Consider the following 12,019-nt stretch of genomic DNA (forward strand, 5'->3'; position numbering starts at 1 on the left):
GTATAAAACATCCTTAACTGGAGAACTTTTAAATCACTTTAGAATGAATAGTATCATTTATAGTACCATATATATTCTGCAGACATTTGCCCTTTTTTTAATCCTTGAATGATTGCTTTCATTGTTTGCTCATCTGTATGAATTAAACTTGCATTCCCTAAGTCCAATTCATTCACAACACTAGGATTTTTTATTAAATATGCAATGATATTTTGAATGTTCAATCATTGCCCTCCTCCTTTGTCATAAATTCATATAATTGTTCCTTCTTTTTTTTAGGTAAATCAAGTTGTTCGATTCCTTGCCTCATTTTTAACAGCATAATCTCTCTCATGGATACCATGTACTGAGTCAAACCAGCCTCAAGTAATTTCTGCTTCAGTTGAAAAGGTTCTTGCTCTGACTCATCTAGTCGACCAGAAAAGTATTCAAAAAGCTCATGACTGGCATCGTTAAAACGCCTTTTTAAATAACTGAATGCCAATGTTTGTTTTTTTTGCAAATCTCCATTTTTTTTCGAAAATACCGCAAAAAAATCGTTACTGATCTGTTCAGCAACACCATAATATATCGAATAAGACTCGACAATTGAATTGATTTCTCTTGTCGCTAAATAAACACCTAGCACACTCGAAAGAGCTGTTAATGAGCCTGATTTTTTCCTTAAAACCTCTAAACACTCTTCTTCAGTTCCATGCATATGACGCAAATCCTCATGTTGCCCTTCCATTGACATCTTTATGAGGTGAAACAGTTTCTCTATTAGTTGAGAATTATTTTCACATATTGATGTGATGAATTGAATGCTTAATGTGTACAAATACGTAGAAGCATTGATGGCCACCCCTTGGTTAACGTTCATCCAAGGATACGAATCATTGTCCTGATCTTCAATATCATCTAATATATCGGCTGATAATATGAGAAGTTCAATCCCTGCTGCCAGTTTTGTAATCGCTTGCTTGTCTTTTCCGCCAAATGCCTCATAATGCTGATAAGCCAATTGCCCAAAAGGAAATTCATTCTTTATATCTGTAAATTCATGAAGCAGCTTTTGTAAATCATTCTGCCTGACTGCATGTTGAATAAAATCAGACATATTCTGCTTGATTTTTGTATTCTCTAGATAGTTTAGCATACTCGGTCTTGTACCTCACCCTCTCGCCTCTTATTTTACTAAAAAGACATAAGCAAATGTCCACTGACATCACTATTTAACAATTATATAATAATATATCCTTTTTTTGTATGTATTTGGATAAAAAAAAGACTTGATGATTATCAAGTCTTTAAGAAATTTTCACATATTCATATTTGTCGTATTGATCAATGCTTTTGTTAATGTTATGAAGAGAAGCCGTTGTTTCTCTAATTTCGTTTTCAAGTTTCCACAATAATTGTTTAAGTTCTTCGATTTCATACTTTTCCATCGATTCCACTCTCCTTTTTTGGAAGATCAATGTATTTGTGTATGGTGATTGGGTCATAAGTATTTGATCTGTTACTAACAGTGTAAATGCTATTGAGTATTTTTTCACCGAAAAGTATGCACAAAACGTGTGCGTGATACCGCAAAATTCAATAGGTCTTTTTTCATCATTTTCTGACTTTTCAAATCATACTTTTATCTCAATTTCAAAGGAGTTGCGTCATTTTTGCGACAAGAATAGGCATCATTCGTCACACTTCTCTCACAACCGAACGTACGATCCCTTTCATTTCCTCGGTTTTACGTGTCATAGGTCAGACGACAGACTCTACTGTGGACACCGCAATTTTTTTGTGACATTCACCGAAATTGACCGCAAAAGTACCTATTTTTATGATGAATTTCCAAAGATAGAAAGATCATTTTGATTCTTTATTCTGATTTTCTACATACATTTAGAACAGATATCCGTCCAATTTCACTTCAATGTGAGAAGAGGTGACCATGTGTTTTACTATGTTCCTTATCCTACTTTGCAGGTTCCCGCAATGAGTAGCGCATACCCGCGCACGCCTATGACTTTTCCTCCAGTTGATGCACACTCGTTTCAACGAGCAGCAAAGGAATCAGCCCGTCTTGTTGCTGATGCTTCACTCATTACACAGCAGATTTCCAGCTCGCTTTCATTTGCGCAGCGAATGATGGAGGCTGCTGAACGCTCTGATACGACAAGTGTCATCCGAATGCTGAAGCAAATCGGTGTGAAAAGCAATATTGATATCCGCTTTAGTCCAGAAGGCATTCGCATCTACTTGTCTATGACTTCGAGCAGGCTTTTTCTGCTTTTACAGTGGGGATAACTAAGAAAAGCCGCTCTGACGTGAGCGGCTTCTTTTTAGCGTGATTTGAAAACCCTTGAAGTCTAGGAAGGATGAGCACCGGAGCGCAGATCGCAGGCGAATGCGAGGGTTTATCTATACGCTTAAGATTCAAACATTTTATGACACCATTCAATGGCTTCTATATAACAGCCGTAGGCTTCTTGTTTAGGGAGATTCCCATCCAGCATCTCATCATCCCATTCATTTCGTTCAATACGTTTGGCAACGTCTAACACAAAAGAATAATCATTTTCATAGCCAAGTAGTGCCTCGCCAACTTCATCAGAAAGCGGCAGCTCTTTCACAAGTTCTGTAATGTCTGCCCTGACAAGCGTATCAATGAGTGAAAACATGCCTGTCAGCATATAAGAGGCTGGATGCTCTCGTTCAGTATGATTGGCAATGAGTTCACACGTTTTCGCACGAATGAATGACATTTTGATAATTTCTTTTTGGCTTGAGTTCGCTTGGACATTCAGTTCTTTAAAAGAAAGAATAAAGATCCAGCGCCGAATTTCATTAAAACCAAGCAGGATAATCGCCTGCCGGATACTCTTAATTTGATAAAGACGTCTCATGCCGCCAGAATTCAGCATTTTTAATAATTGGTATGATAGCGAAAGGTCACTCTCAATAAAATGTGTCACTGTCTGGATATTCGGTTGTTCCTTGCTTAGCTCATTTAAAAGCTGGTGGTACGCATGGAAGCTAGTCGATAATGCTCGTCCTGATATCACGTGCGGCTCACTAAAAAAATACCCTTGAAACAGATGAAAGCCAGCTTTTAGCGCTTCTTCATATTCTTTTCGCGTTTCCACCTTTTCTGCAAGGAATCGAAGTCGATACTTTTTATATGTATTCAGAATATCTCTTCGCTCTTCCGATGTTGTCTTCACAAAATCTATTTTTAAAATATCAATGCAATAGAGGAGTTCATTAAGCAACTTATCACTAAAATGTGTTCCATTAAGAAAGAAATCATCGAGTGCAATCGTATATCCCCATTTTTTTAATTGCTTACATCTCATAATAAGTGCTTGGGTAATCGGTACATTTTCTAATATCTCGATCACAAGCTGATGCGGATCAAAATAGGTGAGCAGATCAGACGAAAGCAAGCTTTCGGTGAAATTAATGTAGCATCGTTTTCCTTCTGTAAGTGTTTCGATGCCAATGTTTAAAAAACTGTTAATAATGAGGTCCGTTGTCGCTTGATCACCATCTTCAGCGCTATATGTATTGGTTTCACTATCTCTATAAAGCAGCTCATATGATACGACTTGTTCTTTTCTGTTAAAAATAGGCTGTCTCGCAACAAACACCCTCAACTGCTCCAATCCTCCTTTATGAAATGACAAACAAGATGTGCTTTCAGTATACCAAATGATTGCCCGAATGGTTCATTTTGAACAGGTCAAAATAAAAAAAAGAGACCATCTGGCTTGATGATCTCCTTTTCTTCCACACTTAGCTTTCATAAAGCTCTTTTTTGATTTTGTTTTTTACATCATGGATAAATTGCATCTTATTATCCCAGCATTTTTGACTCAAATCGACTGGATATTCTTCTGGTTTGCTGATTCGTTTGTACTCCTCCCAGAAGAGTCCGAGACTGTCCTGCACATAGGCTTGAATCGTTTGAATATCCGGATTATCATACACAAGTTTTCCTTGTTCGAAGATTGGGACGTGAAGATCCTTTGCCACAAAGTTTGTCACAAATTTGCTGATAAATGTATGCACAGGATGGAACATTTTCAGCTTATCTTCACTTTGAACATCTTCCTCTTCAAGAGCAATGTAGTCGCCCTCCGAGTGATGATTCAATTGATTGATAATGCGATACACACGTTTACGGCCTGGTGTTGTCACTTTCTCTGGGTTGGATGAAATTTTGATGGTGTCATTCATCTTGCCATTCTCTTCAATCGACACAAGCTTATACACAGCACCGAGGGCTGGCTGATCAAATGCTGTGATCAGTTTTGTCCCAACACCCCACACATCAATTTTTGCGCCCTGTGCTTTTAAATTCATGATGGTGTGTTCATCAAGATCGCTTGATGCAATGATTTTTGCGTCATGAAATCCTGCTTCATCCAGCATCGTTCTAGCTTTTTTAGACAAGTATGCAAGGTCTCCGCTATCAAGTCTGACACCGATGAAGTTGATTTTGTCTCCGAATTCTTTCGCAACCTTAATCGCATTCGGAATGCCAGATCTGACGGTATCATACGTATCGACTAAAAAGACACAGTCTGTATGTGTTTCAGCGTATTTTTTAAATGCTGTATACTCGTCGCGATAGGCTTGTACAAGCGCGTGGGCATGTGTTCCTGATACTGGGATATTGAAGCGTTTCCCTGCACGAACATTACTTGTAGCCTGGAATCCGCCGATCAATGCCGCTCTTGCTCCCCACATGGCTGCATCCATTTCATGCGCACGTCTTGTTCCGAATTCTAATGCTGTCTCATCTTCAATGATTCCTTTAATCCGAGCCGCCTTTGTTGCGATCAGCGTCTGGAAATTCACAATATTGAGCAGTGCCGTTTCGATGAGCTGCGCTTCAACTAGCGTTGCTTCGATGCGCATAATTGGTTCATTCGCAAAGACAATTTCGCCTTCTCGCATTGAATGAAGTGTACCTGTAAAGGACAACCCGCTTAAGTATTCAATGAAATCGCTTTTATAACCGAGTTCATCTTTTAAATACGCAAGATCGCTTTCGGTGAAGGAGAAGTCCGATAAATATTCAATCGCTTTCTCTAAACCAGCAAATACAGCGAAGCCATTGTCAAATGGAAGCTTTCTAAAGAAGAGTTCAAAGACTGCCTTCTTTTCATGAATGCCGTCTCTCCAATACGTTTCTGCCATGTTAATTTGATAAAGATCTGTATGTAGTGATAAACTGTCGTCAATAAACCGATGCTCCAACTTCCATTCTCCTTCCCTTACTTAACCACTTTCGCACCAAGCGTCTGCTCAAAGTGAGAAAGTGCCCACTCGTGCCCCGCTTCATTAAAACTCGCCACGGCATTCTGATGAATCACAAGCTCAAAGCCTTTATTGTACGCATCCACAGCTGTATGAAGTACACAAATATCTGTACACACTCCGGCTAAATGAAGTTCAGTGATGCCGCGCTCGCGCAGTTTCATTTCTAATTGAGTGCCTGCAAAAGCAGAGTATCTTGTTTTTTCCATATAGTAGACATGTTTTAAATGTTTTGACGTGTGAAATAGTGAACTTAGTTTGCCATAAAGTTCAATTCCCTCTGTCCCGCGGATATTATGGGGCGGAAATAACTTTGTTTCTGGATGATAAGGGTCCTCTTCTTCATGATGATCGACCGCAAAGACGACAAAGTGTCCTTCATCAATAAACGAAGAAGTGATCTCTGTGATCTTAGGTTCAATCGCCTGTCCAGGCTTTCCGCATGTCAGTTTTCCATCGTCTGAAACAAAATCAACTGTATAATCAATACAAATCAATGCTTTGCCCATCCGCATCTCTCCCATATGCTCTTTTGAATCATTATAGCCTATTCATTTCACTAGGGAAACCTATTCAACAGATTCACGAGAAAAAGCGTTTTGAAACAGCTCATCTTCTATATAGATGTGCTCTTGATTGATCGCACTTGGCACCTCTATGACAAGGCCAAAAGGCGAGTGTGCTTCGTGATGATTCACCACTTTAAAAGAGCATCCAGCGGCATTTGCCATTTTGATATATTGAGAATAAGAAGCATAAGACAATTCACCATTTAAAAGAACAGTGGCTTGTCGATTGGCCTTTAATACTTGTTCTACCTCTTGATACGGTTTATTTCTTAATACCTGTCCCTTTGTCAGGGCGAGAAGCGCTCGTTCCCTTAATGAACCGAGAAACATTCTTCGTTCATCGGGTTTTGTTTCAGCATGTCCAAATATCCCTTGCTGCAAATAAAAGTCTACGGATTCTTCTTTCATCGCTGTTTTCACTCCTGTTTACTGAATTTACATTTCTGTGACCCAGTGCACAATCTTTAGTGCGAGCTCACGGGCTTCGTCTGTTTCTACTCTTTCCATTAAGGATTGTTCAAGTGATTGTTCAAGCTGCGCTTTTTCGTCCTCATACGCAATGGAAATACTCCATTCAATATCAGGTACGGCGACAAGTGTTTTATATTCTTTTTTATTTTCATGTAAATATACATTGTAGGTCTTTAATTGCCCGCTTGTGATGTGCGCTTTTCTTATTTTCATTAGACTTTTTTCACACCTCTTTTTCTCCTTACATCCATATCCATTGTACCATAAAAAAAGACAGCTTCTGAAAAGGAATCCCTTCCAAAGCTGGCTACGCATTAAAGCTTTTTTGCTGACTAATCAGGTCTGAATCCCAGACAAATGTGACGTTTGGACTGTTGTAGAATTGAGCAAAGTCCCCCGCATTATAAGTCCCTGAGCCTCCGGCGGAGTGATCGACACTTTTTGGAGAAATGGCAAAAATATCACCGAAATGTGCTGCTCCGTTTCCACTCACACGATCAATATGAATTGGTCCAACAATTGCTGGCATCTTTTCACCACCTTTACTACCCTCATCATATGCCCAGCGCAAAAATACGTGTATATCCAACATAAAAAAGACAGCTGATACGTCTTATCATCAGCTGTCTTCTATGCATTAAATGATTGAGGCTGGCCAAACAGTGTAAAGTCCCACAGCATGGTGGCATTTGGATCACTTGTGAGGGACATATAATCGCCTGAATTAAAGGCTCCCGCCCCGCCAGTAGAGTGGTCTACGGCCAAAGGTGCAATGGCCAGAACATCACCGAAAGTAGCCGCACCGTTTCCTCCTAACGACTCGATATGAATAGGTCCAACGATTGCAGGCAACAGAATCTCCCCCTATCTGCTTATGTAAATCATCTTATGCAAAAGGGGGAATTTGTGCATCTGTCCTAGACGTTTAAATGCTGTTCTTTTCGAGAACGCTGGCGCAGTTGAACCAATCTCACAATATTCAATGTGATGGCTTTGAGCAGCGCATACACAGGCACCGCAAAGATCATACCTAGTATTCCGCCAAAGCTTCCTGCCCCAATTAATAGCAGGATAATGGTCAATGGATGTGTATTAAGACGTTTCCCAATGATCAACGGAGAAATCACGTTTCCATCGATTTGCTGGACGACAAGAATGACAATTACTGTCACAACCGCTTTTCCAGGCGAATCAAGAAAGGCAATGAGCACAGCTGGTGCCGCGCCAAGATATGGTCCAAGATACGGAATCACGTTTGTAATCGCAATGATAATGCCGAGAATGAGCGCATATTTCACACCAATTAATAAGTATCCGATAAAACAAGCAACTCCGACAAATAAACAGACAACAATTTGCCCCTGTATGTAAGCAGCAAGCGTGTCGTTTAATTCTTTGAAGATTTTCAGCCCTTCCTTGCGGTAAGGCATTGGCAAGAATTGAACGAGCTTGTCCGGAAACTTATGCCCGTCTTTCAGCATGTAAAATAAAATAAACGGAACCGTGATCACGGCAAGGGCAATATTTGCAATGACGCCAAACACTGCAGACATGCTTGAAGCAATATTTTCCGGTAAATCTTTTAATGTCGAAACGATCGTCTGTTCAAACTTTGAGACAGACACATAATCTTGGTTCATCATCCAAGTAAATGTTTTAGAATGCGAGAAGTTGTTGATAAATGTCTGCATATCCGTCACATATCCAGGGAAGCTTTTGACAAGTCCGCCCAACTGCATAACAATGACTGGTCCGACAGCATTGACAATGAATGTGATGAGTCCAATGAACAGGAGATAAATGATCAGGATGGCGAGTGTCCTAGGAATCTTCTTGGACAAGAACCGCACAATTGGATTAAAAATGAAAAAGAGAATGCCTGCCAGCAAGATGGGCACAAACAAGGTGGATGCAAATAAAATAATCGGCTGAAATAAAAACGAAACCTTTGTTGATACATATACAATGAGTAAAACAAGTAGTATTTGGAATGTCCAAAAATGAACTTTAGATTTTAACAAAGATGCTCCTCCTGTTACGTATTGATCTTATTAAAAAACTACTATTCAACCCACCTTCTGTCAACTGCTTCTTGTTTTAGAACCACATTTTTTGAAAAAAAAAGAACAATTGGTATATCATGCGCTGTTTGTAGATATACATTCTGTAAGCATGAAAAAAGCAGACACCTAGGCGTCTGCTTGTTACACTCTTTCACTGTGATCAGGCATCACCGACACGATTTGCTGGATCCGCACATAAAAAACTGACTTTGTCCCCGCCTCAATCACAATATGATCCGGCATGACTTCCTTCAATTTTCCACGCACAGTATCTTTCACTGTTTGAACAATCAATCTCATACCGACCACTTTCTGCAATGTTTGATAAACATATGGATCGACTAATGAAACAAGCTGCGGACTTCCCTGTTGTGCCATCCTACCTGCCCCTTTACTTGTGTATTTACCCACAGCGTATGCAATGACCCATGTGAATGTCACTCGGCAAACCTACAACGTTAATACCATATTTTTACAAATTATATTTTTTTGCATTTTTTAGAAGTATAATAGATTGGTGCTGCCAACAATTTAAATCATTTGAAGAGGTGAATTATCTTGAAAAAATTAATCTGTATCGTTGCTGTCATGCTCTTTCTATCCTCTGCAAGTTATGCGTATGCAGGCACAATTGGAGATGAACCTGGTACACCAGGAAAGTGGTTTAAAGGCGAAGAGCCAGTTCAAAAAGAAGAGTCAAAACCCCCTCTTGTCTTTGTTCATGGCATTAATAGCTCTTCCTCCACTTGGTTCGGTCGTAACGATATGGCAAAACAAGCTGTTCTGAATGGATACGAGAGCGCATTCATAGATTTGCATCCAGATCAGGACATGAAAAGAAATGGCAAACTATTAGCGGAAAAGCTAAAAGAAATCTATGATTTTTTCGGTAGAAAACTCATTGTGATCGGTCATAGTAAAGGCGGGGTGGATGCACAGTCCGCACTCGTGTATTACAATGCCCATCCATATGTAGATAAGGTCATCACACTCGGCTCTCCTCATTACGGAACGCCGCTTGCGGATTTAGCCTATAGCAAGGGCGGGAGCTGGCTCGCGCAAATTCTTGGACAAAAAAGCGACGCACTTTATTCTCTGCAAACGGGTCTTATGGCGGCTTTTCGAAGTGAAACCGACCGATTAGAGACGTTTCCCAATAAATATGTCACCTATTCTGGTTCAGAATGGGGAACATTTGGCGGCGTGCTTTATTTAGGCGGATTGTATTTAAAGAGCTTTGGTGCAAACGATGGCGCTGTCACGGTAAGCAGCACAAGGTTATCGTATGCAAATAATATTTTAACGGGAAAATGGGACCACTATTCGATCAAAAACGGCACAAGCATGTTCCCAGTGTTCCAACATCAGCTGCTAGCAAGTATCTCAAATGCTGAAAAAGAAGATAACCCGAAACAAGAGCCAGTCTCTGCTGAGGTGAATACAGATGTTTACGTAAAAGGCGGTGAAAGTGAAAAGGATAAAACAGAAGCGTTCTATGTAGAGGAAGGAACGAATGGCTTATCGATTCAGTGGTTAAATGAAAGACAAGAAGCACAGCCGGAAATCGTCGCCCCAAATGGAGACGTCTTAACAAACCTTAAGACATCGGAAGCATCTTTCCCATATGAAGGCGCATATTCACACCATGTGCAGATCAATAAACCCGTTCCTGGAAAATGGACAATTCGATCGAATTCAGGAAAAAAAGCTCCTTATTTGCTGCTTGTATCCTTTGATTCACCATTAAATGAAGAAATCAAAATTGTTGCAGCGAAATCAGGGGATGCATCAACACATTCGAGCCGTCTGATCAAACGGTTAAGCAAAACAGTAGAGACCGTTTACTTTAAGGATGCTCAAAAGGATCATCCACTTAAAACGAGCTCTTCATCAGCCGTTCAATTGAAAAAAGAAGGTGCTTATTCCGTCACGGTTCATTACACGGGACTCACGACTTCAGGAACATCTGCGTTTAACCGTACCGTTATTCGCACATTGTATGTCGACCAGCATGGAAATATTCATGGAGACATTCCATACTAAACAGAGCGTTTCATGGGCTGAAGTGCCTGCTGCACCTTCTGATCCAAATCTGTAATTTTTTTCAGTGCAAGTGATTCGTCTATTTGTCTGTAATGATGGTGTCCGCCAGGCTCTTCATCCATTTCATCTGCTTTCTTCACAATTTGCTGGAGTGTGTCCTTGTGCAGGTCGCCCTCTGGCAAATAAGAATCCGTATGAAGCAGAATCGCCAGCGCAATATCTTTGGCTGCTTTTGGTTCCTCACCGAGACGTATGAGCAGTTTGTGGGCCCGCTCTGCTCCTTTAATGGCATGAATATCATTCCGTCTATATGTCTCGTAATCCCATTCTCCACCGGCTGTATACCATTCATAGTGACCGATGTCATGCAAGAGCGCTGCTTTCACAGCAAGATCTGGGTTAATTCCTGCCTGCATCGCCAGCTTGAATGCGTGATAAGCACAAGCAATCGCATGGGCTTTTCCTGAACGATTTAAATATTTTTGAGCGACTGGGTGGGTATAAACATCCATTAATGTAACCTTTCTCATGGAAACCCCTCCTTATCTATATTTTTAGCATCCTAACATATTCTGAAAAGAAACTCAAATGTTCTGTCACAATTCCTGTGAGTCTTAAGATTAGCTTATGCGAAACCAGCCGTTCTTGCTTGTACCATAAGAAAAAGCAGTCGTTATGACTGCTTTTAGCCCTTTGTCTTCTTTTCAGCGTGATATGAAAACCCTTGAAGTCCAGAAAGGACGAGCACCAGCGCGCAGGACTGACACCGAATGTGAGGGTTTGTCTTCACGCTGAACAGTCGTTATGACTGCTTTTTCACATACTCACGTGCATCGTATACGCATCCGCCAGCTGGATTCTCCGATAAAAGGTCGAGCAAGATACCTGCGACTTCATCCGGACTCTTCAGCGTGCCTGTTTCATATAATTGCTGAAAACGTTCAATTTGTTCAAAGTCCTTTTTTGATGACTTCCGAATCTCGCCCTGCATATCTGTATCGATCGTCCCGGGTGAAAAGGAAAACGTAATAATAGGATGCGCCTCGTCTTGCTGTTCCTCATGTAAAGTCCTCATAAACATATCAAGTCCCGCCTTTGAGCTGCAATACGCACTCCATCCTTTGTATGGGTTTTTAGCAGCTCCAGAAGAAAGATGAACGATCGTTTTCTTCCCTTTGAATGATTGAATCTGGTCAGCAAATACATGACTCAGCAAAACAGGAATGACAAGGTTCAACGTATAATGCTGATGAAGCGCTTCCCGTCCGCCTTGCCCAACGCGTTTGATAGGGGTCACCATTCCTGCATTATTGACGAATAAGATGTCATCAGCGTCTGCCAGTGTTTGCGGGGACAGAATATCTTGAAGCCATTTGGCAGCTGCTGCCTCATCTGTCAGGTCGACCTGTGTATGTGTAAGTTTTGGATGGGAATTTGGCGACACACTTCTTGCCGCAGTGTACACATGATCCCCACGTGAAAGCAGCCGGTTCACAAGTGCTAGGCCAAATCCTTTTGATCCTCCTGTAACGATTGAAATTCGAATGACAATCTCCTCCCTTGATA

General features: G+C 40.8%; 16 protein-coding genes. 2 read left to right on the forward strand and 14 right to left on the reverse strand.

All coding sequences use genetic code 11. The features are described from left to right. Positions 1 to 53 precede the first annotated feature (53 nt). The 3 genes from comX to degQ form a co-directional block, all read right to left on the reverse strand. Positions 54 to 224, reverse strand: a complete 171-nt coding sequence (gene comX, locus ACYH0L_RS14675) for a competence pheromone ComX (protein ID WP_099727085.1) — start codon at positions 222 to 224, stop codon at positions 54 to 56. Then, positions 221 to 1,138, reverse strand: a complete 918-nt coding sequence (locus ACYH0L_RS14680; RefSeq protein ID WP_099727084.1) for a polyprenyl synthetase family protein — start codon at positions 1,136 to 1,138, stop codon at positions 221 to 223. The genes comX and ACYH0L_RS14680 overlap by 4 nt, the downstream gene beginning before the upstream one ends. Before the next feature lie 151 nt (positions 1,139 to 1,289). Next, entirely contained in the window at positions 1,290 to 1,430 is a 141-nt protein-coding gene (gene degQ, locus ACYH0L_RS14685) for a degradation enzyme regulation protein DegQ (RefSeq protein ID WP_003213123.1), read from the reverse strand. 547 nt (positions 1,431 to 1,977) lie between these two features. Here degQ and ACYH0L_RS14690 point away from each other — a divergent pair. After that, a complete protein-coding gene (locus ACYH0L_RS14690) occupies positions 1,978 to 2,289 on the forward strand; it encodes a YuzC family spore coat inner layer protein (RefSeq protein WP_230030804.1) in 312 nt (103 codons plus the stop codon). A gap of 122 nt (positions 2,290 to 2,411) precedes the next feature. Here ACYH0L_RS14690 and ACYH0L_RS14695 read toward each other — a convergent pair whose 3' ends face one another. The 9 genes from ACYH0L_RS14695 to ACYH0L_RS14735 all read right to left on the reverse strand — a co-directional run bounded on the left by ACYH0L_RS14695 (position 2,412) and on the right by ACYH0L_RS14735 (position 8,788). Further along, entirely contained in the window at positions 2,412 to 3,638 is a 1,227-nt protein-coding gene (locus tag ACYH0L_RS14695; protein WP_230030881.1) for an EAL and HDOD domain-containing protein, read from the reverse strand. Positions 3,639 to 3,777: 139 nt separating this feature from the next. Next, on the reverse strand, positions 3,778 to 5,247 hold the full coding sequence (locus tag ACYH0L_RS14700) for a nicotinate phosphoribosyltransferase (RefSeq protein ID WP_099727081.1): 1,470 nt from the start codon (positions 5,245 to 5,247) through the stop codon (positions 3,778 to 3,780). A gap of 17 nt (positions 5,248 to 5,264) precedes the next feature. Continuing rightward, positions 5,265 to 5,816: a cysteine hydrolase family protein gene (locus ACYH0L_RS14705; protein WP_099727080.1), complete on the reverse strand. Its 552-nt coding sequence runs from the start codon at positions 5,814 to 5,816 to the stop codon at positions 5,265 to 5,267. A 60-nt stretch (positions 5,817 to 5,876) separates the two neighbouring features. After that, entirely contained in the window at positions 5,877 to 6,284 is a 408-nt protein-coding gene (locus tag ACYH0L_RS14710; RefSeq protein WP_099727079.1) for a YueI family protein, read from the reverse strand. A gap of 27 nt (positions 6,285 to 6,311) precedes the next feature. After that, positions 6,312 to 6,560 (reverse strand): YueH family protein, encoded by a 249-nt coding sequence (locus ACYH0L_RS14715; protein WP_099727078.1) that lies wholly within the window; start codon positions 6,558 to 6,560, stop codon positions 6,312 to 6,314. Between the two features lie 94 nt (positions 6,561 to 6,654). Then, positions 6,655 to 6,876, reverse strand: a complete 222-nt coding sequence (locus ACYH0L_RS14720) for a spore germination protein (RefSeq protein ID WP_099727077.1) — start codon at positions 6,874 to 6,876, stop codon at positions 6,655 to 6,657. Positions 6,877 to 6,977: 101 nt separating this feature from the next. Next, positions 6,978 to 7,199, reverse strand: coding sequence for a spore germination protein (locus ACYH0L_RS14725; protein ID WP_003213446.1), 222 nt, complete (start codon positions 7,197 to 7,199; stop codon positions 6,978 to 6,980). A 65-nt stretch (positions 7,200 to 7,264) separates the two neighbouring features. Further along, the gene (locus ACYH0L_RS14730) at positions 7,265 to 8,368 is read right to left on the reverse strand and encodes an AI-2E family transporter (RefSeq protein WP_230030801.1); all 1,104 of its coding nucleotides are present in this window, start codon (positions 8,366 to 8,368) and stop codon (positions 7,265 to 7,267) included. Positions 8,369 to 8,551: 183 nt separating this feature from the next. Continuing rightward, positions 8,552 to 8,788 carry a YuzF family protein gene (locus tag ACYH0L_RS14735; RefSeq protein ID WP_099681761.1) on the reverse strand — a complete coding sequence of 79 codons (237 nt, stop codon included), beginning with the start codon at positions 8,786 to 8,788 and terminating at the stop codon, positions 8,552 to 8,554. A 180-nt stretch (positions 8,789 to 8,968) separates the two neighbouring features. Between ACYH0L_RS14735 and ACYH0L_RS14740 the strand changes: the two genes are divergently transcribed. After that, on the forward strand, positions 8,969 to 10,453 hold the full coding sequence (locus ACYH0L_RS14740) for an esterase/lipase family protein (protein WP_099727074.1): 1,485 nt from the start codon (positions 8,969 to 8,971) through the stop codon (positions 10,451 to 10,453). On the opposite strand, the gene ACYH0L_RS14745 is transcribed toward ACYH0L_RS14740, so the two are convergent. Together ACYH0L_RS14745 and ACYH0L_RS14750 are read right to left on the reverse strand one after the other, a co-directional pair. Next, positions 10,450 to 10,983 (reverse strand): HD domain-containing protein, encoded by a 534-nt coding sequence (locus ACYH0L_RS14745; protein ID WP_099727073.1) that lies wholly within the window; start codon positions 10,981 to 10,983, stop codon positions 10,450 to 10,452. The two genes, ACYH0L_RS14740 and ACYH0L_RS14745, sit on opposite strands and share 4 nt — an antisense overlap. 272 nt (positions 10,984 to 11,255) lie before the next feature. Next, on the reverse strand, positions 11,256 to 11,999 hold the full coding sequence (locus ACYH0L_RS14750; RefSeq protein WP_230030879.1) for a (S)-benzoin forming benzil reductase: 744 nt from the start codon (positions 11,997 to 11,999) through the stop codon (positions 11,256 to 11,258). Between the last annotated feature and the right edge of the window lie 20 nt (positions 12,000 to 12,019).

This window comes from Bacillus sp. MC1252 (assembly GCF_056838025.1).

Excerpts from the sequence above, each read along its gene's own strand:
- ACYH0L_RS14680 (WP_099727084.1), bottom strand. The coding sequence starts at position 1,138 with ATGCTAAACTATCTAGAGAATACAAAAATCAAGCAGAATATGTCTGAT.
- degQ (WP_003213123.1), bottom strand. The coding sequence starts at position 1,430 with ATGGAAAAGTATGAAATCGAAGAACTTAAACAATTATTGTGGAAACTT.
- ACYH0L_RS14690 (WP_230030804.1), top strand. The coding sequence starts at position 1,978 with ATGAGTAGCGCATACCCGCGCACGCCTATGACTTTTCCTCCAGTTGAT.
- ACYH0L_RS14705 (WP_099727080.1), bottom strand. The coding sequence starts at position 5,816 with ATGGGCAAAGCATTGATTTGTATTGATTATACAGTTGATTTTGTTTCA.
- ACYH0L_RS14710 (WP_099727079.1), bottom strand. The coding sequence starts at position 6,284 with ATGAAAGAAGAATCCGTAGACTTTTATTTGCAGCAAGGGATATTTGGA.
- ACYH0L_RS14715 (WP_099727078.1), bottom strand. The coding sequence starts at position 6,560 with ATGAAAATAAGAAAAGCGCACATCACAAGCGGGCAATTAAAGACCTAC.
- ACYH0L_RS14720 (WP_099727077.1), bottom strand. The coding sequence starts at position 6,876 with ATGCCAGCAATTGTTGGACCAATTCATATTGATCGTGTGAGTGGAAAC.
- ACYH0L_RS14735 (WP_099681761.1), bottom strand. The coding sequence starts at position 8,788 with ATGGCACAACAGGGAAGTCCGCAGCTTGTTTCATTAGTCGATCCATAT.
- ACYH0L_RS14745 (WP_099727073.1), bottom strand. The coding sequence starts at position 10,983 with ATGAGAAAGGTTACATTAATGGATGTTTATACCCACCCAGTCGCTCAA.